The 24,189-nt window shown below is 33.5% G+C and carries 20 protein-coding genes; 13 read left to right on the top strand and 7 right to left on the bottom strand.

Annotated elements, in window-relative coordinates; genetic code table 11:
• Positions 1 to 4: 4 nt before the first annotated feature.
• From QLQ96_RS10135 to QLQ96_RS10080, 12 genes are all read left to right on the top strand, one after another.
• Positions 5 to 529 carry a hypothetical protein gene (locus QLQ96_RS10135; RefSeq protein WP_482496545.1) on the top strand — a complete coding sequence of 175 codons (525 nt, stop codon included), beginning with the start codon at positions 5 to 7 and terminating at the stop codon, positions 527 to 529.
• Between the two features lie 5 nt (positions 530 to 534).
• Positions 535 to 750 carry a hypothetical protein gene (locus tag QLQ96_RS10130; RefSeq protein ID WP_482496544.1) on the top strand — a complete coding sequence of 72 codons (216 nt, stop codon included), beginning with the start codon at positions 535 to 537 and terminating at the stop codon, positions 748 to 750.
• A 592-nt stretch (positions 751 to 1,342) separates the two neighbouring features.
• Positions 1,343 to 1,825 (top strand): M15 family metallopeptidase, encoded by a 483-nt coding sequence (locus QLQ96_RS10125; protein WP_482496543.1) that lies wholly within the window; start codon positions 1,343 to 1,345, stop codon positions 1,823 to 1,825.
• A 4-nt stretch (positions 1,826 to 1,829) separates the two neighbouring features.
• Entirely contained in the window at positions 1,830 to 2,294 is a 465-nt protein-coding gene (locus QLQ96_RS10120; protein ID WP_482496542.1) for a hypothetical protein, read from the top strand.
• 2 nt (positions 2,295 to 2,296) lie between these two features.
• The gene (locus QLQ96_RS10115; protein WP_482496541.1) at positions 2,297 to 2,629 is read left to right on the top strand and encodes a hypothetical protein; all 333 of its coding nucleotides are present in this window, start codon (positions 2,297 to 2,299) and stop codon (positions 2,627 to 2,629) included.
• A gap of 179 nt (positions 2,630 to 2,808) precedes the next feature.
• Positions 2,809 to 3,096 carry a hypothetical protein gene (locus QLQ96_RS10110; RefSeq protein ID WP_482496540.1) on the top strand — a complete coding sequence of 96 codons (288 nt, stop codon included), beginning with the start codon at positions 2,809 to 2,811 and terminating at the stop codon, positions 3,094 to 3,096.
• Positions 3,083 to 3,385, top strand: a complete 303-nt coding sequence (locus tag QLQ96_RS10105) for a hypothetical protein (RefSeq protein WP_482496539.1) — start codon at positions 3,083 to 3,085, stop codon at positions 3,383 to 3,385. Before QLQ96_RS10110 ends, QLQ96_RS10105 begins: the two co-directional genes overlap by 14 nt.
• 168 nt (positions 3,386 to 3,553) lie before the next feature.
• Entirely contained in the window at positions 3,554 to 4,615 is a 1,062-nt protein-coding gene (locus QLQ96_RS10100) for a hypothetical protein (protein WP_482496538.1), read from the top strand.
• 15 nt (positions 4,616 to 4,630) lie between these two features.
• Positions 4,631 to 5,284, top strand: coding sequence for a hypothetical protein (locus QLQ96_RS10095; RefSeq protein ID WP_482496537.1), 654 nt, complete (start codon positions 4,631 to 4,633; stop codon positions 5,282 to 5,284).
• Between the two features lie 44 nt (positions 5,285 to 5,328).
• On the top strand, positions 5,329 to 6,537 hold the full coding sequence (locus tag QLQ96_RS10090; protein ID WP_482496536.1) for a hypothetical protein: 1,209 nt from the start codon (positions 5,329 to 5,331) through the stop codon (positions 6,535 to 6,537).
• A 205-nt stretch (positions 6,538 to 6,742) separates the two neighbouring features.
• Positions 6,743 to 7,213: a phage holin family protein gene (locus tag QLQ96_RS10085; RefSeq protein ID WP_482496535.1), complete on the top strand. Its 471-nt coding sequence runs from the start codon at positions 6,743 to 6,745 to the stop codon at positions 7,211 to 7,213.
• 93 nt (positions 7,214 to 7,306) lie between these two features.
• Entirely contained in the window at positions 7,307 to 8,755 is a 1,449-nt protein-coding gene (locus tag QLQ96_RS10080) for a hypothetical protein (protein ID WP_482496534.1), read from the top strand.
• 129 nt (positions 8,756 to 8,884) lie between these two features.
• Here the strand turns inward: QLQ96_RS10080 and QLQ96_RS10075 are convergent, their stop codons facing one another.
• The 7 genes from QLQ96_RS10075 to QLQ96_RS10045 form a co-directional block, all read right to left on the bottom strand.
• Positions 8,885 to 10,894, bottom strand: coding sequence for a protein-disulfide reductase DsbD family protein (locus QLQ96_RS10075; RefSeq protein WP_482496533.1), 2,010 nt, complete (start codon positions 10,892 to 10,894; stop codon positions 8,885 to 8,887).
• Between the two features lie 464 nt (positions 10,895 to 11,358).
• On the bottom strand, positions 11,359 to 14,130 hold the full coding sequence (locus QLQ96_RS10070) for a M16 family metallopeptidase (RefSeq protein ID WP_482496532.1): 2,772 nt from the start codon (positions 14,128 to 14,130) through the stop codon (positions 11,359 to 11,361).
• An 83-nt stretch (positions 14,131 to 14,213) separates the two neighbouring features.
• Positions 14,214 to 15,347, bottom strand: a complete 1,134-nt coding sequence (locus QLQ96_RS10065; protein WP_482496531.1) for a redoxin domain-containing protein — start codon at positions 15,345 to 15,347, stop codon at positions 14,214 to 14,216.
• Between the two features lie 300 nt (positions 15,348 to 15,647).
• The gene (locus QLQ96_RS10060; protein ID WP_482496530.1) at positions 15,648 to 16,850 is read right to left on the bottom strand and encodes a redoxin domain-containing protein; all 1,203 of its coding nucleotides are present in this window, start codon (positions 16,848 to 16,850) and stop codon (positions 15,648 to 15,650) included.
• 66 nt (positions 16,851 to 16,916) lie between these two features.
• Positions 16,917 to 18,320, bottom strand: coding sequence for a RagB/SusD family nutrient uptake outer membrane protein (locus tag QLQ96_RS10055; RefSeq protein ID WP_482496529.1), 1,404 nt, complete (start codon positions 18,318 to 18,320; stop codon positions 16,917 to 16,919).
• Between the two features lie 17 nt (positions 18,321 to 18,337).
• Positions 18,338 to 21,931 carry a SusC/RagA family TonB-linked outer membrane protein gene (locus QLQ96_RS10050; RefSeq protein ID WP_482496528.1) on the bottom strand — a complete coding sequence of 1,198 codons (3,594 nt, stop codon included), beginning with the start codon at positions 21,929 to 21,931 and terminating at the stop codon, positions 18,338 to 18,340.
• A gap of 202 nt (positions 21,932 to 22,133) precedes the next feature.
• Positions 22,134 to 23,285: a FecR family protein gene (locus QLQ96_RS10045; RefSeq protein ID WP_482496527.1), complete on the bottom strand. Its 1,152-nt coding sequence runs from the start codon at positions 23,283 to 23,285 to the stop codon at positions 22,134 to 22,136.
• 279 nt (positions 23,286 to 23,564) lie between these two features.
• On the opposite strand from QLQ96_RS10045, the gene QLQ96_RS10040 reads away from it, so the two are divergent.
• Positions 23,565 to 24,176, top strand: a complete 612-nt coding sequence (locus QLQ96_RS10040; RefSeq protein WP_482496526.1) for an RNA polymerase sigma factor — start codon at positions 23,565 to 23,567, stop codon at positions 24,174 to 24,176.
• Positions 24,177 to 24,189 lie beyond the last annotated feature (13 nt).

Genomic DNA, 24,189 nt, shown 5'->3' with positions numbered 1-24,189 from the left:
CTAAATGGACTTAACAGAAATTCAGGAATATTATTCAGGTAGTTTGATAATATTTGCTAACAATGACCTCATAAATAAATATTTACCAAAAGAAACGGTAAATATTTTATACAAAATTGGATTACCAAATCATAATACTTTTGGTGGAGACTATGAATTCCTTGAAAATGTCGAATTATTAGATGAAAAATATTTAAAAATAGGCACTAAAAATACTTTCATTAATGAACCATTCGGGTTATGTATTGACATTGAAACTCAAGCAATAATTGGGAGGACCCATTATCGTACTGAAGGAATAAGAACATATACCATCAATAAAGATTTAAAAACCTATCTTGAATATATATATATATTTACTCGCTTTCACCGTGAAATAAAAATCCCTCAAATTTTGGGTGAATACCACTTACATCATGAAAAATATGCTCTAGAATTAAAAAATAGATTGATGCTAATAGACAAAGACGATATTAATACCGACTTCTGGCATAGTTCGATTGGAGAAATGGAATTGGGAGTTATTTAAATAAAATGCCAAGTACAACATATATTGACTACGAAGAAAACAAAGGTTTTTGGATTACAGAAGGTGATTTTGAAATCATCAGTGCTTTTATTGTTAATGCTTTCGAACAAATTGGACTGAAAGGTAAACCGGAATGGTATTTAGAAACATTTGAGGATTTTGATGAAATCGCAAAAGGACATTTACAAAGAATGATGGTTGTTTATTTGATCAACATCTAGCTTTTAATAAGGAAAGAGAATTAGAAATTATTGAAGTTTTTGAATTAGCGAAAAAGTTAATTCAGGAAGAAGGAGAAAAATTACTTCCTGAAAAACTAAATAAGATGCAAAATATAAAAGATTGGCCACACACAATAGTTGAATGGACAGGACCGCTTTATACAGATGACATGATCCATGTTATTGACATCATGATAAAAATGCTGAAAAAAGAGTGGCATGATGGAAACTATAAAGTAGAATTTAAATACTGATCATTATACTTAACGTCCGTTTTTCTATAATTGAAAAACGGATTTTTTTTATAATTTTCCCTCAATTTCAAACTACTTAAAACTTTAAAAAAAGACTTTTCACATCTACTGAAACTATTGTTTTACAAAGCCATAATATTTTAAAAACATTACATTTAGCCGTATTTTTACAGTCTAAACAAAACCAAATTTTCATCTCAAAATGAGATAATCAAACAGAGTTTTTCAATTGTAAAAAACTCAAACACACACAAAAATCTTATCGCCAATTTAATGCCGTGATTGTTTTCAAACAATCGGGAAAGGCTTTTTATTCTTAAATCATTAATACACATAATATGGATCAAACGACAAAAAAACACATTGATTTGCTTCACCCTTCCGTCAGGGAAGAAGTCACCAAAATCATCGAAGAATGCGATTTGGCATTGACTGGAAGAGCTAAAGTTCGCATTACACAAGGTCTTAGAACTTTTCAAGAACAGGAAGATCTTTATGCTTTTGGGAGAACTAAACCAGGAAAAAAAATAACCAACGCTAAAGGTGGACAATCTATTCATAATTACGGATTTGCAGTAGATATCTGTTTAATCATCGATGGAAAAACAGCTTCTTGGGATACCGCAAAAGATTGGGACGGCGATCAAGTTTCGGATTGGCAGGAATGTGTAAATATCTTCAAAAAAAATGGCTGGAACTGGGGCGGAGACTGGAAGACTTTTAAGGATCTTCCGCACTTTGATAAAAAAGGATACGATGATTGGAAGCTGCTAAGTAGATTGAAACGTGACAAAAAAAATTATGTAATCTTATACAAATAATCATATGAAACTTTTTAAACTAATCGCTTTTTTAATTGCTTTTTCTTTTACCACAATCTCTTGTGATTCAACCAGAACTGCTTTATTTGATTCTTATTCGTATCAAAAAACAACAGAAATTAAAGTGGAAACACTTAAAATTATGGAAAATGCAACTACTCCTTTCCAGAATCAGAAACCAGAAATCGAAGCATTGCTTTTGGAAATTGAAAAATTAATTGAATACGAAAAAAACAAGCCTCATAACGAAATCACTTTTGCGATGTGGCAAACGCTTAATGATCAAGAAAAAAATCTTTTAGCTGGTTTCTTTAAACGCTGGGAAGCTCAAAAAACTTTGTCTCCGTATTTTATAGATGAATCTAAAAAACAGATTTTAAGTGCTTTCGATTTACTTATTCAATATGAAATTAACAAAGACAAAGAATCTAAAGAACAGCTTTTAGAATTAATTAATCTTAAATCCTAAAAATGAACAACGATAATTTATTACAAGAAATAAAATCAAAACTAAAAGATCTTATTGCTAAAAGTTATAGTGATTTTAAACCAGGACTAGAAAAGGATTTAAAAACTTTCATAGAAAAATCCGGAGAAAAGCTCGAGCGTTGGACGGTTCTTTATACCAATGAAAAAATCAACGAAGAAGAATTAGAATGGTTACTTAAAAGTCAGCTAGACCTAGTTTCTCTTCAAGCTTTACAATCTGCTGGAATATCAAAAATTAAATTAAATACCCTTAAAAATAATATCATAAAATTAATTTTTGAAATCATTATTGGCTTGATTTCAAAACGTTCTTAACAGATTAAAAATCAACAAAAACAACTTACTGAAACTACAGAATCATCAGCCTAAAAATCTTGATTAAGGCGTAATGATGATGTATTTTTACAGTATCAAATCCGATGGATATAGCGCGCAAATTCAAAGGAAAAACCTCAAACATTTTTAATAAATCATTTCTTAAACAGTAACAATATATGACAGATTTTATCATAGATGAAGATCTACTAATACAAGGCGGAGACTTCGCAATTAAAGATTCAGATCAGCAAAACATAGAACATTTACTGCTAAGCCAAAAAGGAAGTTATAAAGAATTTCCAATTCTTGGTGTAGGAATTAAAAAATACATCAATAGTCCGGATGCGACATCCAGACTGCGATTAGAAAACGAAATAGACAAACAATTATCGTATGACAAATTTCATGTAAAAACACTAGATGTCAACGATTTACAAAACATTAAAATCGATGGAAACTATTAAACCACAAGAAAATCAAAATATTTTTGATTTATCACTGCAAGAATACGGAAGTATTGAAAAAGTATTTGACATTTTAGAAGACAATGACAAATTTGATATTACAGAAGATCTTTCTGTTTATAAAGAATTAAAAACAGGAAGAGAAGCTTTTAAAAAAGATATTGTAGAATACTACAATTCAAGAAACCTAAAACCTGCAACGGACATTACCGAAGAGGAACAATTTTTAATGGATAATTTCTCTGGAATTGACTATATGATTATCGAGGATGATTTTATCATTTACTAAAAAGCTTCTGAATTAAACTTATTCAGAATTACATCATTTCAAATCCTCTCTTTTAGAAATCTCTAAAAAGAAAACTACGTTTCTGTAGTATTTATCAAAAACCATAAACAATTATCTATAAGCATATTAAACATGTCTTACAGGCTAAACTATATCTAAAAATAAAATATGGCACGTACAATTGCTGAAATTCAGAACGAAATTCTGGATGAAAAAAAGAAACAAAGCTCCCTCAATGGCTTGAATAGCAACTCAAAAACAAGTATTTGGGGATTATGGGTCAATATCGTGGCTACCGCTATTTGGGTTCATGAAAAAATAGTAGAAAAAAATGCCTTAATCTCAAGACCGCATACTTTAAACTGGTATCGAGAACAGGCTTTAAATTTTCATTATGGTTCTCCCCTAGATCCAAACTCGAGTAACGGAATGTCGCTAATTTGGAAAGATGGCTTGTACCAATTTGATACTACAAATCTTTCTGAAGCACAAATTGAAGAATCTAAAATTATAAAACACTGTGCCGTAAGCGAAATTGATTTGGAAACGGTGCTTAATCCTGACAAAGAAGTAAAAGAAATTTTTTCTGATTATTTCCACAATAAAGTTGGTGTTGTTTTTATAAAAGTAGCTACTCAAAAAGGAGATTCTATTTCTAGAATTGATGTTCCAAACGAACTTTTTGCTTTCAAGGAATACATTGCAAAGATTAAAGATGCAGGAAATCAGGTTTATATCACTTCCGAGGATGGCGATATCTTAAAACTAAACTTAAACGTCTATGTAGATCCTTTGAGTATTTATATTGATCCAAAAGATATTGAATATTATCAGTTAAAAAGCTTGAGTCGAGAACTAACAGCTGAAGAAATCGACAAAATAAATAACCACGGATCGGTTTCAGACTTAAATGGTTCATTAATCTTAAACGGAAGTATATTTCCTGTTCTTGATTCGATAAAAGATCATCTAAAAAATATTGAATTCAATGGCGCTTTTGTTAAGACTTACTTAATCGATGCTATTCAAAAAGCTGAAGGAATTAAAATTCCAATCTTAACTAATGTTCAAACTTCTGTTGCAAAAAATCCAAATGATATTGAAAATCCCGATTTGGCCAATGTTACTCCAATAGAATATTTCATTCCAAAGGCTGGATATTTTGATTTAGAAACACTTGAAATCGAAGTCAACTACATTCCTTACACATTTTACAGAGATAAACAATAGTCTAATACTTTTACAATGAATAAATACACTATTTTAAAATGGGAAAAGCTTCTACTTTGGCTCATTCCTCCTATCCTAAGAAAAAAAACGCATGTTGACTGGCTTGATGTTTTACTTACGCCACTTCATTCTCTTTATGAAGATATTCTTTATAAAATGCAGCATACTGGACAAATCATTTACTTGGAAAAGGTATTAAATGAAGCTTTTAATATTACTCAAAATTATAATCCTAATTTCAGTATAGAGCAAAAACGTCAAGAAAAATTAATTTACATTGACGAATCTGTAAAGCCCTCATTACAAAATCTTTATCTTCATAAAGAATACTATAATCCAGATAAAACTTTACCAAATGGAAACAAAGTTCGAGGAGACATAAGACTCCCGTTATTTGAAATTTTCAGAAATTACGAGTACAATAACAAGGATAAAAAACCTATTTATTTAGCTCATCGAGAAGATTATACCAAAATTTCTTATGCCAATTTTAGAATTTTTATTCCTGAACATTTAATTGCAACTCAGACTATAGTTGCTGAAATAAATGCAAATTCCCTCAGCCAGCAAACTGAAGCAATCAATATCATTACTGCTGAATATCACAATCTTCTTAACTTTTACAAACTAGCTGGAAAAAGTTATCAAAGCTATTGTTACTCAGCATAAAATCATTAGAAATAAAACATAACACTTTACAATAAATAGTAAAAATGAAACAAGTAAATTTTACTCATCCTGGAGGTTTTCCTCTCGAGCAAGAAACTTTAGAAAGACTTCAAACAGCTTATAGATCTGAATTGTATGAAGCGGTAAAAAGTCATTTAAGTATTGTTCCAAATACAAATTATATCATAGCGCATGCTCAAACTGGTCAACAAGGCTGGGCTGTTATTCATCAAGATGGAGAAGGAATTTTATATCCTATCACTGGTAATGTGACAAATTATTTAAAAACAACCAAAACAACCACCAAGTTAATTTATGGTGATGGAACCTCACAAACTGCTTATACTGATTATAATGCAGAATATGCAGATGCTATGGGAGCTCCAACAGCAAATGATAAGGAAACTGTAATCTATTATGATTTAAAAGATTTTAAAATTGTAAAAAGCATGCAGGCAATTGAAGAAATCATTGCAGGGATAGAAAATAGAACTAAAACTATTGAAGCTGCTATTCCAGCAATAGACAATAGAGTTAAAACTATTGAAACGGCTTTACCTGCAATAGATAATAGGGTTAAAACTGTTGAAGTCGCTATTCCTACAGTAAATGATAGAATTGATACAATTAAAACTGATCTAGAATCCTATCTTCCCTTAGATGGTTCAAAAGCCATGAAAGGAAATTTGAATCTTGGGACAAACTATTTATATTTGAACAATTTAAACGCAGGATCTTCAAATGATTATTTATTAGCAGTAAACAATCAAAATCAAGTTGTTAAAAATAGTACTTTGCTTTCTTCATTAATTCAGCGTATTGAAACTTTAGAAGGCAAATCAGCAACACCAACAACATCAATACCAATTGGAATGATTGCTCTTTGGGGGCAACCCGCTCCATTTCCTGAAGGTTGGGAAGAATATATACCTTTGAGAGGAAGAATGCCTGTAGGATTTGACAATTCTGTCCCTGAATTCAATACTATCAATAAAGCTGATGGCTCTAAAACCTCAAATGGTTCTTTTAATGTAGGCGGTACCTTTAATAGAGGAGGATTCGTGGGTAGTGTTCTAACACCTCCGGGAAAAATAATAGTTTCAACTGGCTTTAGCGAACATAATCAGCTTAACCTTCCTGCATCCGTATTCGGATCAATTGGGACGATAGCAGATTCTGGATCCATTGATTTTACTACCAACAATCTTAATCCATATAGAGTTGTTCATTTTATAAAATATGTAGGTAAATAAAATATTTACATTTTTTTAGTGCTTAATTAAATTGATCAACCAATAAATAACTAGAGTTTTCAATAATTCTAACACTATCTACTTTCATAAAATAATTTGTGATTAAACCGATAAAAACATATATTCTATAATCTCTTTTGGGGCATTATATGCCCCAAAAGATTATTTTATCATCCCCAAAAAACAACCTTCTAAAAACAAAAAAATGTTTCAAAAAATTTCAGAATATACAGATCAATTGAAATTGCTATTCTACGCAGTTTTTATTTACTTAGAAATGGATACAGGAATTGTCAAAGTATTATTTTATCTAATGATAATGGATACTTTTTTAGGCGTTACCAAAACCATTGTCCTAAATAATCATTTTACTTTTAAAAAATTAGCGGTTGGATTTGTATCTAAATTAGCTGTTTTATTAATTCCAACTGCTTTAGCACTTATGAGTAAAGGATTGAATTACGACTTTAACTGGTTTGTTACTGTTGTGATGGATTTACTTATCGTTAGTGACGGAATTTCTATAATCAGTAACATCATTGCCATAAAGACAAGAAAAGAAGTCGAAAATTTTGACGCTATGACATTGATTCTAAAATCAATTCGTAATCGTTTAATAATGCTTTTTAAAAGACTTCTAATTACAATTGATCCTAAATATCATATGGAAAAATAGTCCCAAATGAAATTTATCAAACTAATTCTGTAAACTATTTGCTTCCTCAAAAACAACAAACACATACATATTCAATCCAAAACAACATTAAACATGATAGAAAACAATAACAATAAAGATCTTGTAAAAGAATCTAAACAAAACCAAGACATTGAAAAACAAATAGTCAGTAAGCCACTAAAATTAGAAACGGTATACGAAGGTGGCAGTGAAGACGATGTACTTGTGCGTGGGGATGATAAAACTGTGAAATTTGTACCGCGAAGTGAATTTGGAGGAGAAGAAAAATCTCAGAATTTACAACAGACTTTGGATAATGGTCCTATATGGAAAAATGCAGGGGAATCTAGATTAATTTCCATTTTTTCTGAATTAGCTCCTGATGATATAAACTTTATTTATACTAGTCCGGAGAAAGTCGCTACTTTTGCTTTAGGTGCTTCTACAGGTATAGCTTTAGCTTCTGGCGGATTAGATGCAATAAGCACCATAACTTTTCAAAATAATAAATTAGAACTAGCGGAAAGAGGGAGGATTGATGGAGCAGATGATACATGGTCTAAGCTAGTATTTGACAGGCCAATAGCTCCCTTTTCAGGAGATGCTGCTACATTTCACATACCTGCAAAGGAAACTGGGAATCATATTTTGGCAACTTTAGATGATATTTCTGCACCAGTTTCTGCAACAACTCATGGGATTGTTGATAATACATCATTGCAAGAACTCGGGGGAGTTGACAAGTCAATTAATGGTGTTAGAGTTGGTAAAGGTAGTGGAGATGTAGCAACCAATACAGCAATCGGCAGAAGTGCTTTACTTACGAATACTACGGGAGCGTATAATACTGCTGTAGCAAGAAATTCTTTATATTCTAACACTGGCGGTTCCTATAACTGCGCCATGGGATTCAATTCTTTAGCATTTAATACTACAGGCTCAAGAAATACTGCGATAGGTTCATATTCATTAAATAGCAATACGACTGCCTCATTTAATACAGCGCTAGGATATAATACTGGGGGAGCTATAACTACAGGAGGAAATAATATTTTACTTGGCTTTCAAGCTGGTAGAGCTATTACTACTGGAGCTAATAATTTATTGATAGAAAATACAATCAATGACGGTGTGACAACTGGAAACAAAAACATAATATTAAATCCTCTTAGTGGAGGTGTTACTGGTATTCACGCCGGAAACAATAATACTTTGATAGGAGGATTACTTGGTGTAGCTGATGTCAGTGATCATATAATTATTGCTACAGGAACTGGAACTACAGGATTTATTAGTGACAACACAGGCTTAACACGAGTTCCTAGGCAGACTAATGCTATAATAACAGCTGATACAACAGGAAAAGCGGTAATCACTAAAGAATATTTAGTTACGAGTTTGCCTTCAATGACAACTGCAAAATTGGCTCCAACTACAGCTACAGCTACTGGTGTAAAAGGAGAAATTAGAATGGATAATGATTATTTTTATATCTGCGTAGATACAAACATTTGGAAAAGAAGTGCATTAACAGCTTGGTAGATTAAACACCTTTTTTAAACTTAATAAATCAAACTAAAAAAACAGCATCGGCAGACTTCTTGTCTTCTGATACTGTTTTTTTATTAGAAAATAAATAGAAGATTATCTAAAACAATTTTTCCCAAAAACCTATTTCCTAAAGTTCTTAATCCCGCTTTGAAGCCAATTGAAATATTCCTCAATATCCGGATTATAAGCTGAAGGTTCTGTCAAGTTGGAACTGTTATGATCTACAATTACATAAAAAGGCTGTGCATTTGCTTTGTAAGTTTTAATCTGTAAATCGCTCCATTTGTTTCCAACGGTTTTAATCTTTTTTCCAGTGGTTTCAGAAACATATTGTTCGTTTTCTGGGAGTTCCTTTTTATCATCTACATAAAGGGAAATCAAAACCACATCGTTGTTTAAAACGCCTAAAACTTTCGGATCTGACCAAACTAATTCTTCCATTTTTCTGCAGTTCACACAAGCATATCCTGTGAAATCTAATAAAACTGGTTTTCCAACTTTTTTCGCATATTCCATTCCTTTTTCATAATCGTGAAAAGTAATAATATTTTGCGGTCCATGTTCTGCTCCTTCTGGCAGTGAACCTGTTATTTTTAATTCAGAATTGCCCGAAACTCCAAGTCCGTTTGGAGATTCGCTGTATTGCATTGGCGGTGGAAATCCACTGATTAATTTTAACGGCGCACCCCAAAGTCCGGGAATCAAATAAATCGTAAAACTTAAAACGATCAATCCGAAACCTAATCTTCCAACTGAAATATGATTTAATGGAGAATCATGCGGCAACGTAATTTTTCCAAATAAATAAAAAGCCAGTATTCCGAAAACGGCAATCCAAATCGCGAGGAAAACTTCTCTTTCCAACCAATGCAATTGCAGAACTAAATCGGCATTAGATAAAAATTTAAAAGCCAAAGCCAATTCCAAAAATCCTAAAACAACTTTTACCGTATTCAACCATCCGCCCGATTTTGGCAACGCATTTAACCAACCTGGGAAAGCGGCAAATAAGGAAAACGGCAACGCAATGGCAATCGAAAATCCTAACATTCCAACAATTGGCGCGATTCCGCCTTTTGAAGCTGCTTCAACCAATAAAGTCCCTACGATTGGGCCTGTGCATGAAAATGATACAATCGCTAAAGCTAAAGCCATAAAGAAAATCCCAATTAGCCCTCCTCTATCGGCTTGCGAATCGACTTTGTTGGCTAATGAACTTGGGAGTACAATTTCGAAAGCGCCCAAAAATGAACAAGCAAAAACAACTAATAAAATAAAGAAAATCAAGTTGAACCAAACGTTAGTTGAAAGTGCATTCAATGAATCGGCACCAAAAACTGCGGTTACAATTGAACCCAATAAAACATAAATAATTACGATTGAAATTCCGTAAATCATAGCATTTCTGATTCCGGCAGCTCTCGTTTTACTTTGTTTTGTAAAAAAACTTACCGTCATCGGAATCATTGGGAAAACGCAAGGTGTCAACAATGCAGCAAATCCCGATAAAAAAGCTAAAATAAAAATCGTTAGCAATCCTCTAGATTCGTTTTTTTTTGATGAAGTTGAAATTTCTACTTTTGATTTTTTTTCTTCGATCTGAGAAACAAATTTTTCTTCAGAAATTGCAGCATCTTTTTCTAAGATTGCAGTTTCTTCGGCGGAAGCCAATTTCTTTTCACTCGGAATTTTAAAACTCAATTCTTCTGTAGAAGGCGGCAAACAGTTGCTGTCGTCGCAAACCATAAAATCTACTTCTGCAGAAATATTCGAAATATCATCTGAAATGAATTTGATTTTTTGTGTAAAAAGTGCTTTATCTTCGAAATATTTAATTTTCATATCGAAGATTTTATCGACCGTTTCGTGTCCTTTATCTTCTGTCGTTTTTCCGATTAATTCGAATTTTTTCGACTGATTTTTAAAAGTGAAAGCCGTTGGCGAAGGTCCGCCTTCTTCGATATATTGTCCGTACAAATGCCAGCCGGATTGTATCACGGCTTTTGCTTTTAAAATATATTCTTTATCTGAAATTTTCTCTACCGTTGTCGTCCATTTTACGGGATTGTACATTTGTCCGAACATGGAAAACGAAATCAATAACAGGAATGTAATTATGGTATTTCTCATTGTTTTTGGATTAGATTTTTGAAAAAAAAGAGCTGTCGGCAAAACAGCTCTTTTTGTCTTTCACAGAAAATGGCTTACTAATTCAGATTCTAAAATGAAATAATGAAAGACGACTATTAAAATTTAGTTTTCAGTCTCGGTTTTCAGTCGCAGTCGCAGTCGCAGTCGCAGTCGCAGTCGCAGTCGCAGTCGCAGTCGCAGTCGCAGTCGCAGTCGCAGTCGCAGTCGCAGTCGCAGTCGCAGTCGCAGTCGCAGTCGCAGTCGCAGTCGCAGTCGCAGTCGCAGTCGCAGTCGCAGTCGCAGTCGCAGTCGCAGTCGCAGTCGCAGTCGCAGTCGCAGTCGCAGTCGCAGTCGCAGTCGCAGTCGCAGTCGCAGTCGCAGTCGCAAACTTTGTCAAAGTTTGAAACTTTGACAAAGTTGACGTTTCAAGACTGAAAACTGTGACTGAGACTGAAAACTAAAAACTATTTCTCAAGCGAACCAGATTTGATAATGATCATTTTATCCAGCTGAATGTATTTCTTAATCGCATCGTTAACCTGCTGTAAAGTCGCTTTTTCTATATCTTTTGGATACTGATCGATGTAACTTGGTTCTAAACCTCTTTCGATAAAACTTAAAATCGTTCTCGCCATTCCGTTTGTCGTTGACATTCCAACTTTAAAACTTCCGATTAAGTTGGTTTTCTTATTTTCTAATTCTTCAGCTGTGATTCCGTTTTTTACCCATTTATCAACCTGAACCATTGTCGCATCCAGACCTTTTTGAAATAAATTCGGATTGAAAGAAGCATTCACAAACCAATAACCGCCCGTTTCGATATTTCCTCCTAAACCAGAAGAAATACTATAAGTTAAACCGTCATTATCACGAACAGTCTGCATTAAACGTCCTGCAAAACCAGCTCCTAAAGTATAGTTTCCAATGTAAAACGGAATATAATCGGCATCGGCTCTTTTTAAACCTGTAAACTGTCCGATGTATAATTCTGCGCTTGGTTTTTCAGGAATAATTACAACTTCTGTTTTTGCTGCAGCTTTTGTAGCTTCTTCAAATTTTAATTTTTCAGTAACGCCAACATTCCAATTTTTGAATGATTTTTTTAATGAAGCGTTTAAGTTTGCTCCATCAGTATCGCCCACAATTACCAAACGCATTGAAGCGGTTCCGAAATATTTTTTATGGAAAGCTCTCACTTCATCCAAAGTTGCATTTTTGATATTTGCAATATTGTCTTCTACGCTTAAACTGTAATTTGGATTTCCTTTTGGATAAATAGCCTGAGATAAAGCAATGCTCCCTCTTTCGCCTGGATCATTCAAATCTTGCTTTGTATTTCCAATAAACTGTTGTTTCAGATTTTCGAATTCCTTCGCATCAAATAACGGATTTCTCAATTCTTCTGCCAATAAGGTAATTACTTGATCTAGGTCTTTTTTCAAACATTTAAATCCGATATTGATTTTAAAAGTTGAAGCATTTACGTTTAATGTAACTCCTAATTTTTGAAGTTTTTCTGAGAATTTAAACTTGTCATTTAATGTCGTTCCTTTTGACAACATTGATGCTGTTAAGGCTGGAATTACATCATTTTTAGTTTCGCTTGAATAATTTCCTAACGAAATACTTGCTGCAACCGTAACGAAATCTTTTGCTGAAGTTTTTACCGAAACCACATCAATTCCAGATACTTTTTCTCTTTTAAAAGCCGAAGCTGATTTCTCGATTAAAGTTTCTGCAGCAGCAATTTCTTCTTTTATATTATTTGTTGAAACTGAAGCAGATGCCGTTTCTTCGTGAATATGTCCTTCTTCTGAATGTCTGTAATAAAACGGACCATTTTCTGGCATATAATTATTCGCTTTCGCTGAATCATTATTCTGGTTTCCAGCTTGTTTCGGAATAAAATATCCTGTTGTACTTTGATCTTCAACCAAATATTTATTTGCAACGCGTAAAACATCTGCTGGAGTTACTTTTTTCAATCGGTCAACTCCTGTAATGTAATCTGTCCAGTCGCCAGCAGCGATGGATTCGTTTAATTGAGAAGCAATTACACCAGAACCATCACGAGCCAAAATAGTCTGCGCGCTAATTTTTGCCACAACTCTATTTACTTCATCCTGAGTTACACCTTCTTTCTGAATTTTAGCTACAACTTCGCTGATTTTAGCATCGATATCTTCATGTTTTGAAGTCGTTGGAAAACCAACACCAATCGTGAAAAGTCCAACTTCTTTAAAATTGGTCGCTTCGGCATACGAGTAAATTCCTAAACGCGTGTCAACAAAAGTTTTATTTAAAATTGCTGAAGGGCCAACGCCAATAATTTGAGCCAAAATATTCAATGCAGGAAGATCTTCGTGTAAAGCTCCCGGAATTTTATATGCTTTGTTTACAACGCCCAATTCTCCAGGTTTTTTCACTATGATTTTACGCGCGCCATATTGCTGAGGTTCTTCCGTGTATGGCTGAGGCATTACGTTTGGCGCTTTTGTAATTTTCCCGAAATACTTTTCGATCAATTCAAAAACATTCTCTTTTTTGAAATCTCCAATAATGGTTAAAGTCGCATTATCAGGCCAATAATACGTATTGTAGAAATTTTTCAGAACTTCAATCGGAGCTTTTTCAATATCCGATTTCCACCCAATTGTCGAATGATGATATGGATGTGCAATATACGCCGCAGCCCAAATTTCTTTATCTAATAAACTATTCGGGTTGTTTTCTCCACGCTCAAATTCGTTACGAACAACCGTCATTTCTGCTTCTTTATCTTCTTTCAATAATAAAGAATTACGCATTCTGTCGGCTTCAATTTGGATTGCCAATTCGATTTTATCGCTCGGAAGCGTTTCAAAATAATTTGTACGATCGTACCAAGTTGTCGCATTTAACTGTGCTCCTGTATTTTGCAAAACATCAGTAATCGTATTTCCGTTTTTCTTGTTGAAACTTGGAGTTCCCTTAAACATTAAATGTTCTAAAAGGTGCGTTGATCCAGTATTTCCTAAAACTTCGTGTTTAGAACCTACGCGATATACAATTTGTACCGTTGCAACTGGTGAAGCATTGTCTTGCAAAAGCAAAACATTCATTCCGTTTGGCTGGTATAAATATTCTTCGATTCCGCCTAGTTCTTTTATTTTCTTAAAATTGACTGATTTTCCCTGCGCTGACATAAGCGCGCAGAAAGCTAGTGAGCAATAGCCCAGAAAGATGTATTTTTTCATTTTTTGAGAGATTTTTTTTTAGTCGCAGTCGCAGTTTTCAGTCTCAGTTTAACTGAAAACTGAGACTGCGACTGAGAACTGATTTACGATTTGCTGAAAATTTCTTTTAATTTAGATTGCAATTCAGCTTCTCTAAGGTTTTTAGCTACGATTTTTCCGTCAGGTCCAATTAAGTAGTTTGTTGGAACCATTTTTACTCCGTATAAAACTGCAGCTTCATTTTGCCAACCTTTTAAATCAGAAACATGCGTCCAAGTTAAACCGTCTTTTTCTACTGCTTTTTCCCAAAGTTTCTTTTTATCGTCTAATGAAACTCCCAAAACATCAAATCCTTTGTCGTGATACGTTTTGTAAGCCACAACCACATTCGGATTTTCTTTTCGGCATGGACCGCACCAAGATGCCCAGAAATCTACTAAAACATATTTCCCTTTGTAGTCTGATAATTTCACTACTTTTCCGTTGATATCAGTTTGAGAAAAATCTAAAGCCGGAGCGCCAATAGCTGTTTTGTCATTAAGATCAATTGATGCTTTTAATTTTTTTCCATAAAATGATTTCTGAATTTCTGGAGATAAAACTGCGTAATATTCTTTTACTTTTTCTGGAGTTCCGTAAGACACAATTCGGTCTTCAATTACTAAAGCTCCTCCTAAATTGTCTTTGTTTTTTTTGATGAATTTGTCTGTCAAATCATCCGCGAACGCGCCAAGGTCTTTCCATTTTTTATCCATCATTGTTTGCTGTTCTGGAGTCAATTTTACTTTTCCGCCTTGTGTCAACGAATCAGATAATTTATAAATCGGTCCAGCAACGGCTTGTATTTTTTTGAATTCGTTATCGTAGTATGATTTGTAAAATCCGTTTTGTGTAGCTCCTGTTACTTTCGCTTTAAAAACGGAGTCTTTTTTTGCTTCAACTGTAATTTCTTCATTATCTAAAAGAAAATTCGCTCCGTATTCCTGCCCTTTTATTTTAATGGTATGAAATAAAGGTTCTCCCGTTTTTCCTGTAAAAGAAAATGCACCTTCTTTTACCTCAGCAGAATCGATTATTTTTTTATCTCCTTTTTCGTCTGCATATTCCAGATAAACTGTTCCTTTATCTAATCCTGCAATTTTCCCGTTAATTGTATATCCTTCTTTCTTCGTGCAAGAAGTAAATGCCGTCGCAATTGCTAATGCGAATAGGCTAGATTTTAAAATTGTACTTTTCATGTTATATTTTTTTGTTTGTTATATTTTTTTAAGTTTTCAGTCGCTTTTTTTGAGTTTTCAGTCACAGTCGCAGTTTTCAGTGATCAACTAGACTGAGACTTTGACTTAATAATTTGCGATGTTTTTTTGAGTTTTCAGTTGCTTTTTTTGAGTTTTCAGTCACAGTCGCAGTTTTCAGTGATCAACTAGACTGAGACTTTGACTTAATAATTCGCGATGTTTTTTTGAGTTTTCAGCGCAGTCACAGTTTACGGTTTACAGTTTTCACTGAGACTGCGACTGAAAACCGAGACTAAAAACTTAAGATTTCATAAGTTCTTTCAACTTAGCTTCCAATTCTGCACCTCTCAAGTTTTCTCCGATAATTACACCTTTACCGTCTACTAAATACGTTGCTGGAATAGCTTTTACATTAAATGATTTACTCACTTTATCGTCGTCAAGAAGATTGTGCCATTGCATATTTTCTTGTCCAAGTGCTTTCTGCCAAGCTTTTTCGTCTTTATCAATAGAAACGCTTAAAATTTCAAATCCTTTTGGAGCATATTCTGCATAAGCCGTTTTTAAGTTCGGAATTTCTTTTCGGCAAGGCCCGCACCAAGAAGCCCAAAAATCTACCAAAATGTATTTTTTTCCTGATACGATATCTTTTGCATTAAACGTTTTTCCGTCTTTATCTTTTAATCCGAAATTGGCAATGCTTGTTCCTACTAAAGATTTCGGATTCAAATCTTTGTCTACAACTTGTCCGTAGTAACTTTTCTTCGCTACTTCAGAAAATTGCTCGTAAATCGGTTTTTGTTCTGGCGTAAAATAGCTGTAGGAAGTTATCATAAAAAATGGTCCCCACCAATTTGTTTTATGTTTTGCAATTAACTCAGAAGTTTTTGTTTCTACTTTCGTGAAAAATGCTTTTTCTTTTGCTTCGAATGCTTTCCATTCTGGAGAATTTCCGATTGAATCCATCGCTTTTTTATTTCCAGAAACTCTTGCCTTACCATACAATTCAGATATTTTTTCAGTTCCTTTATGATAGGCTACATAATCAGCTTCTAATTCTTGTTTAAAAGCAGTTTCTTTCGCGTAATAATCATGAGTTTTAGAACCCGTAATTGCTACATCTTTAAAACTAATCCATTCTCCTTCTTGATCTGAAACTTTACCAGTCGCTGTAATTTGTATTTTTGAATTTTCGACCATTACAGAAATATTTCCTTTGCTTTTACCAAAGACAACATAGAAAAAACGAGGTTCTTTTAATTTTCCTGTGAAAGTAAATTTCCCGTCTTTTAATGTCGTTTCAGCAACTGGAAGTTCAGATGAATGCGTTGCGCCCGGAATTAATTTTACAGCTGTTCCATCGGCCAAACCGGTTATGTTTCCTTCAATTGTATAAGAAGAAGCTGCTGTTGCCGTTGTTTTTTTCTTTTGTGCCTGAATGTTTATCGAAACCATACACAAACACAAGCAGAATCCTAATATTTTGTTTTGAATTGCTTTCATTTTTTGATTGATATTTTAGAAAAAGCTTCCCTTTCGGGGAAATCTAATCGGGAAGCTTTTAGAGTATTATTTGTCTACGTTTTGTGTAATTGTACCGTTTCCTGGATTTTCCGTTGCTCCTTGCGGAAAAGGCGATGTCCATAAATGAGAATCAGAAGACAATGTGTATGTTTTTCCGTCTACCACTTTAGTAAAACTAACTTTGTAAATGCCTTCTGCATTCAAACGACGTGCATCTGCGTAAGGAGTAAGTGTTTGCAAAAGTTCATTATTTTTTGTTTTGAAAATAGCATTCAAAGCAGTTGTTTTATCTGTAGTTGCAATATCCTGATACGATGCTGGAAGAATACGTGTTTTACGAATTGCATTTAAAATTGCTAATGCTTCACTGATTTTATTATCACGTGCCAAACACTCCGCTTTTATTAAATAAACCTCAACAGTTGTAAGTCCGCCGAAATTGTACATTCCTGATAATATTGAATAATAATAAGTGTCAGCGCCCACAGTTCTTATTTTCCAACGAGATTTTAAACGTAAATCTCCCGTTTCAAAACGTGCTGCTCTTTCTACCGGTATACTTGGTTCTCTTGCTAATGAACGGTTTGAACCGTGTCTAAAAACATAATTTTCGACATTGTTATAGCCCATTGGCGATACGGCAGTTGTGTATGAATTTGGCACATCTATAATCGCTTTATTTGCTTCGTAAAAAGCTACCCAATCAAACAATTTATTATTTTCTGCTAATGCCAAATCAGCATATTTTAAAGCCTCTGTATAGTTATTCATTTGCAGATAAACCTTTGAATAGAAAGCATAACCAGCTCCTAAATTTGGGTGCAAAGCGGTTTGAGAAACCTTAGGCAAATAAGGCAATGCTTCTTTAATATCATTCAGAATAAAATCATACATTTCCTGAATGGTTACTTGTTTACTTGGCGCATTGATATTGGCACTTGTAATTAACGGAACCGATAATTTTGTTGCCGCTGTAGAAGCTACATAAGTATCTGCATAAAAATTAGTCACATAAAAAAAGTTCATGGCGCGCATTATTTTTGCTTCTGCCCAAACGATTCTCTGTTCTTGCTCAGTCGCTTTGGTTGTCGAAAACGCATTTTCAATAATTAAATTAAAAGCCGAAATTCCGCTATAAGTTGTATAATAGAACGATTCGTCTGATACTTTCAATGCAATACGATCTGCACTTTCGTCCCACATATAATTGGCATTATACAATCTATTGCTTGTTAATGAAGCAGCTGTTACGAATTGGTCGTTCAGTACATGTGTAGCTGGCAAAATATCTAATCTTGTGTTGTATTCGTCACGCAAAAAAGCTTCATAATCGGCTAATGTTTCTGGTGATTTTGCTCCTTTTGGAACATCGCTCAAGTAATCATCACAAGATGCAAAAGTCAATCCTAAAGCCAATAAGCACGCTACTTTTTTATATATATTTTTCATCGTCTAGTCTTTATAAATTAGAAATTAACATTTACGCCCATCACAAAACTTGGAGATATGAAACCGCCTAACATGTATTTGGCATCTCTACTTTTTGCAAAAGTGTATACGTTTTCTGCGTTCAAATTGAATCGTACTCCGTCTAGTTTTACTCTTTTAATAATGCCTTTTGGCATTTGATACGCTAACGAAATGTTGCTTAACCTCAGATTTGAAGCATCCAAAATATTGATATCTGCATAAGAATAAATAGTGCGAGATTCTGAATTAAAATCTGCTTCATATTCGTAAACCGCTCTCGGAACATTTGTAAAAGCTTCGTCTCCTGGCTTCATCCAACGATTTGCAATATTGTTGTTTACCACTGTAATATCTGTTACATAACCTCCAAGTGCGCCATTGTAATTGTTTGCCAACATTGGCAGGAATGTGTTTTTTACTTTATGTCCTAATTCATAAATGAAAAGAGCCGATAACGAAAAGTTTTTATAATTTGCTGAGGTATGGAAAGAACCGCTGTGTAAAGGAACTGTTGATCCATAATCTTTAATTGCATCCAATTGTCCAGGATTGTATTTTACTGCAGTTCCTGAAGCATCATAAACTTGAGGCAGTCCTGTATCGCTTAGACCAGCCCATTGGTAGCCATAAATGCTATTAAAACTTGTTCCAACTCTAGGATAAGCCTGTGGATAATCTAATTGCAAATAGTACACAGGAGCTTTTACATTTACAAAATCTACTCTATTTTTATTATAGGCATACAAAACAGCTGCATCCCAAGAGAAAGAAGGCGTTTTTACAATTGTTCCTCTTAAAGTAGCTTCGATACCTCTGTTGGTCATTTCTCCGTTGTTGAGATAATAGGTAGAATAACCAAATCCTTCCGTTGGAATTCCTTGACTGCTTGCTAATAAATCCTGACCTTTTTTATTATAAAAATCTAAGGTTCCGCTTAATCTGCTTTTAAAGAATGAAAAATCTAAACCGATATTGGTTGTTGTTGTTTTTTCCCAAGATAATTCAGGATTTGGTCGTTTACCAACACTTCCATAAGTTCCTCCAACATTAGCATTAGCATAATAAAAAGCGGTTAAATAAGGCGCAGAATCTTTGGCAATATTTCCTGCAATACCATAAGAACCACGCAGTTTAAGAGCATCAATCCAAGCAACATCAAAAAATGATTCGTTGTTAATATTCCAACCCGCACCTACAGACCAAATTGGTTTGTTTTGGTACTTACTGTCTGTTCCCCAAAGGTTAGAACGATCCCAACGGATACTTCCTGAAAGCGAGTATCTTTTGTCATACGTATAACCTCCTGTTGAGTAAACAGAAACGTAACGGTTTTGCAATTCTTTTTCTAATCCAAAATCGTTTTGAGACATATAACCGCTAAAAACAGATCCATATACTTTTAATAAATCGGCCTGATTTATTGCTGTAAAAGATAAAGCTTGCGCATCGTAACCATAGCGTGTGTTGTCATTATATTCTTGTTTAGAATGACGGATTTCCATACCTGCAATCGCAGAAAAATCATGCTTTTCAGCAAAAGTCTGATTGAAATTTAACTGCTGACGGAAATTATAAGCATTAGAAAACTGATTGGTTTCTTTAACGATATCTCCATAAGGCAAGTTATAAACCGCTTTGTTATTTACAACTGTCACCAGACCATTTACTTTACTTCTTACATAGTACGATTCTCTGTCAAATAATTGGCTTGCGCGATCTGAAGCAAACTCATATTGGAACATCGCATTATAAGTAAACGCATGGCTGAACTTCACATTAAACTTGGCAAACGTTCTGTTTAAGAAGTTTTTGTTTTCAGTTAAATTTCTCCCCAACTCATCCATTGGTGTAATATCCATGTTGTAAAGACCGTAAGTCTGCATAGAATTAAGCGTGAAATTGTTGTAGCGAGAAGCAGCAGTAGAAACAAAATTAGTTCCGTCGTTATTCACTAACTGATTATATGGTTGCCATTTATAACCTGGATTACCTGCTATTGTAGTTGGATTTAGAGGATTATAATACTGAGTATCTCCTATTCCATAATTTAAATAAGTTCCTAAATCTAAAGAAAGCCAGTCGTTTATTTGTGTTGAGTTTTTCAAATTAATCCCAACCGTCTGGTTTTCAGAATATCGGTCTTCTAGCTGATTGTCTTTGTAAGTAATCGACGCATTAAAAGTATTGTTTTCGCTAGCTTTACCTAAACTAAGGTTGTGCTGCATAAAATACTGATCGCGTTTTGCATATTTTGCGACATCATCATAATATTTGTAACCTTGAGAACCTAATTGATTTAAGCGATTATTCATATCAGCCTGCGAAATATTTCCTGCATAGCCATTTAAAATAGTCTGCATTCCTAAACTTGTAAACACAGCATTATTCAATAAAGACTGCGAATAAGTCGATGCATTAGCGGTTTTCAAATTAGGATTTCCATCTGCCCATCCTCTTTCTAAACCAATAATATCAGCAGAACTGGTAAGGTTGCCAGTATAATTTCGGTAAGGAGTAACGGTTAAATTACTTGAAAATGAAATATTTGTTTTACCTGCTTTCGCTTTTTTTGTTGTAATAACCACAACACCATTTGCGGCACGAGCTCCATAAATAGACGAAGCTGCAGCATCTTTTAAAACCGTAATAGTTTCAATATCTTCTAAGTTCAAACTAGGAAGATTTTCTTCTATATTTGCGTAAGGCGTTAATCTTGTATTTTCAACTGGAAAACCGTCAATAACATATAACGGAGCCATAGCATTAGTATTCATAGATGTCGTTCCACGAATTCTTCCATCCTGATATCCAACAATACGCCCTTCTAAAATTTTATCTAAACCGCTTAAACGTTGTTCTTGAAACTCTTTTGCTTTTAAACTTGAGAAAGATCCCGTTGCTTTTTCTGCAGAAATATCCTGATAACCAGTCTTTAGAACCAGTCCTTCAAGTTCCAGAACATCTTCTTTTAAAACAACATTGATTACGCTTCTGCCTTCAACTTTAATTTCTTGTCTTACATATCCTAAATATGCAAAAGCCAAAGTCGTTTCGCTGCTTACCGCAATAATTTGATATTCACCATTAAAATCGGTATTTACACCTCTTCCAGAGCCATTATCAGAAATCGCAGCACCAACTAAAGGCATTCCTTTTTCATCTGTTACTCTACCTTTTACGATAAAATCGGCAACAGTTTTTTTCTCTTCAGGTTTTTCTGCAGAGACTTTTCTTGGCGTCAGAACAATATGATTTCCAGATACTTTAAAATCGGTACTCGTATTATTAAAAATCTTATTTAAAATAACTTCTATCGAAGCTTCATATGCATTTACGTCGATTATTCTGTTCAAATCTACAGATCTTACATTGTATACAAATCTGTAATCTGTAGTATATTCAAGTCTTTCAATCACTTTTGCAACAGTCATATTGCTGGCATTAAAAGAAATCTTATTTTTTTGAGAATAAGTGGTTCCGGCGTGCATTACCGTTAAGGCAGTTAGCAGAAATAATGTGGTCAATTTCATTTTCAAATCAAATTTCAAAAAAGGCTTATCAAACCTGATTCTGTTCAAGAGTTTTTTCATACTTTTAAAATGTTTTTTTAATGTTGGTTGGTTAATTAACTGACCGATACTCCACCGGGAAATGTTGGCGCATTTTCCGGTTTTTTTATAACGATCCTTTTCTTTTCGGATTTTTGTTACATAAGCAGATTTATTTTATATTTATGATTGTAGATTTTAGATTTCCCAATCTTTCTTCTTTCTTCTTTTTTCTTCTTTTTCCTTATTTAATTGTAATCTTATCTCGGTCAATGTTGTAATCTATCGCATAACTGTCGCTAAAATATTTTAAAACCACTTCAATCGGTTCGTTATCAAAACGGGCGTTGAAAATTTCTCTTCCGAGTGTTTTATTTTTATTGATGAAAGTCACATTGTATTGGCGCTCTAGTTTTTTGATAATATCATCAAACGAAGCATTTTTAAAAACCAAACTTCCTTTTACCCAATCCGTATAATAATCTGTATTGACCTGTTCGGTTTTAATTTCATTCTGCCCTTTTTCAGCCGAACCTTTAAAACCTGGCGTTAAATACACCTGATTTTCAGTTGTTTTTTGATCTTTATAAAGCGAAACTTTACCTTCAACCAGCACAATATCGGTACTGCTATTATTAGTATACGAGTCTACATTGAACTTAGTTCCTAAAACCTCAACATTAACTTCCTGTGCATTTACGGTAAATGGATGATTTTTATCTTTGCTAACTTCAAAATAAGCCTCACCAGTTAAATACACTTGTCTGTTTTTGTTTTTGACAAACTGAACTGGATATTTAAATGAAGTTCCAGAATTTAAATGCACTAAAGTTCCATCTGATAATTGTACATCAAATTTTTTCCCATACGGAATTTTCAAAGTGTTGTAAACCAATTCTCCTTCAACGAAAGCTTTATTATAAACTAATCTGTTTTTTTCTTGTTTTCCAATAATTTTTCCGTCTTTATCCGTAACATTTTTTTCTTCAGAAATATCAATATTTTCAGATGCTCCGTTACCAAATTGTAAAACAATCTCATCAACTCTTGGCACGATAACATTTTGTTTAACTTGTTCTGAACTAGAATTTTTATAGAAATAAAAACCTCCCAAAGCCACAATTAAAATCGCAGCATATTTATAATAAGATGAAAATCTCTTTTTATAAAAAACATTATTTTCTTTGTTGATTCGTTCCGAAAGCTGTTTTCTAACTTCAGTCGAATCAAAAGTGTTCAAAGTTGAGTCAATTGCATAATTGGTTTGCACAAAATCCTTAAATACAATTTGATTCTCTTCGTCTTTTAACCACGCTGTTAACTCCTCAATTTCTTCCTGAGAAGCCTGATTTGTGATAAATTTAACAATTAGTCTCTCTGACTTTTTCACTGTCATTTTAGTCGTTTTTAATATTATTACGAAGCCAAAAAACAAAACCCTAACAATTTGATAAAGTTTTTTTCATTTTCATGAATATTTTATTTTTGACAAGTCTTTTCTCTCAATAAAACTCGACTAATTCAGTAGAAATTATAAGATAAAAGATTTATATTTGCATTTTCTACCTTTTTTATTTGTAATAATTTTCAAATAGAAAGGCAAAAAAAAGGTCAATTTGATCAAATTCAGTTTACTTTTTGACCTCAAAAACTATTAATTTATATATTTGTTTTTATGAAGATTGATGATTACAGCGATAATATTACTCTAATTGAGTCTCTACGAAATGGAGATGAAAGCGCTTACACGTATCTTATCGACACGTATCATCATAAACTTTGTGTGTATGCTAACAGCCTGGTTAAGAATGTTTACAGCGCCGAAGATATCGTGCAGAATGTTTTTATTAAAGTTTGGGAACAGCGTACAAGATTAAAAATAGATCATTCTTTAAAAAGTTTTCTTTACAAACTGATTTACAATGAATTTATCGATTTGTATCGAAAAAACCAGTCTTTATTTTCGCTAGAAAAATCATATTACGATGCTTTAAACGGAATTGTTCAGGAAGAAGATTCTGAAGCTTTTCAAAGGGTTTTGAATGCAGTGAACAAAGAAATTCAAAACTTACCGCCAAAATGCAAAGAAGTTTTTATTCTAAGTAAAAAAGAAGGTTTAACGAATATCGAAATTGCAGAGCATTTGGATGTTTCTATCAAAACGGTTGAAGCGCAGATTACCAAAGCGTTCTCTATTTTGCGAACTTCTTTGGAAGAAAAAGTAAAAAGCGTTTTGTTTCTTCTATTTTCTGCTAAAAAAAAATTCAGACTAAATAATTTAATCTGAATTTTCCTTTTAT

It is taken from the genome of Flavobacterium sp. B167r (genome assembly GCF_056824315.1).
This window is presented reverse-complemented; position numbering and strand designations above follow the sequence as displayed.

Excerpts from the sequence above, each read along its gene's own strand:
- QLQ96_RS10095 (WP_482496537.1), top strand. The coding sequence starts at position 4,631 with ATGAATAAATACACTATTTTAAAATGGGAAAAGCTTCTACTTTGGCTC.
- QLQ96_RS10115 (WP_482496541.1), top strand. The coding sequence starts at position 2,297 with ATGAACAACGATAATTTATTACAAGAAATAAAATCAAAACTAAAAGAT.
- QLQ96_RS10065 (WP_482496531.1), bottom strand. The coding sequence starts at position 15,347 with ATGAAAAGTACAATTTTAAAATCTAGCCTATTCGCATTAGCAATTGCG.
- QLQ96_RS10085 (WP_482496535.1), top strand. The coding sequence starts at position 6,743 with ATGTTTCAAAAAATTTCAGAATATACAGATCAATTGAAATTGCTATTC.
- QLQ96_RS10050 (WP_482496528.1), bottom strand. The coding sequence starts at position 21,931 with ATGAAAAAACTCTTGAACAGAATCAGGTTTGATAAGCCTTTTTTGAAA.
- QLQ96_RS10135 (WP_482496545.1), top strand. The coding sequence starts at position 5 with ATGGACTTAACAGAAATTCAGGAATATTATTCAGGTAGTTTGATAATA.
- QLQ96_RS10080 (WP_482496534.1), top strand. The coding sequence starts at position 7,307 with ATGATAGAAAACAATAACAATAAAGATCTTGTAAAAGAATCTAAACAA.
- QLQ96_RS10130 (WP_482496544.1), top strand. The coding sequence starts at position 535 with ATGCCAAGTACAACATATATTGACTACGAAGAAAACAAAGGTTTTTGG.
- QLQ96_RS10040 (WP_482496526.1), top strand. The coding sequence starts at position 23,565 with ATGAAGATTGATGATTACAGCGATAATATTACTCTAATTGAGTCTCTA.
- QLQ96_RS10045 (WP_482496527.1), bottom strand. The coding sequence starts at position 23,285 with ATGACAGTGAAAAAGTCAGAGAGACTAATTGTTAAATTTATCACAAAT.
- QLQ96_RS10070 (WP_482496532.1), bottom strand. The coding sequence starts at position 14,130 with ATGAAAAAATACATCTTTCTGGGCTATTGCTCACTAGCTTTCTGCGCG.
- QLQ96_RS10100 (WP_482496538.1), top strand. The coding sequence starts at position 3,554 with ATGGCACGTACAATTGCTGAAATTCAGAACGAAATTCTGGATGAAAAA.
- QLQ96_RS10075 (WP_482496533.1), bottom strand. The coding sequence starts at position 10,894 with ATGAGAAATACCATAATTACATTCCTGTTATTGATTTCGTTTTCCATG.
- QLQ96_RS10120 (WP_482496542.1), top strand. The coding sequence starts at position 1,830 with ATGAAACTTTTTAAACTAATCGCTTTTTTAATTGCTTTTTCTTTTACC.
- QLQ96_RS10105 (WP_482496539.1), top strand. The coding sequence starts at position 3,083 with ATGGAAACTATTAAACCACAAGAAAATCAAAATATTTTTGATTTATCA.
- QLQ96_RS10125 (WP_482496543.1), top strand. The coding sequence starts at position 1,343 with ATGGATCAAACGACAAAAAAACACATTGATTTGCTTCACCCTTCCGTC.
- QLQ96_RS10055 (WP_482496529.1), bottom strand. The coding sequence starts at position 18,320 with ATGAAAAATATATATAAAAAAGTAGCGTGCTTATTGGCTTTAGGATTG.
- QLQ96_RS10090 (WP_482496536.1), top strand. The coding sequence starts at position 5,329 with ATGAAACAAGTAAATTTTACTCATCCTGGAGGTTTTCCTCTCGAGCAA.
- QLQ96_RS10110 (WP_482496540.1), top strand. The coding sequence starts at position 2,809 with ATGACAGATTTTATCATAGATGAAGATCTACTAATACAAGGCGGAGAC.
- QLQ96_RS10060 (WP_482496530.1), bottom strand. The coding sequence starts at position 16,850 with ATGAAAGCAATTCAAAACAAAATATTAGGATTCTGCTTGTGTTTGTGT.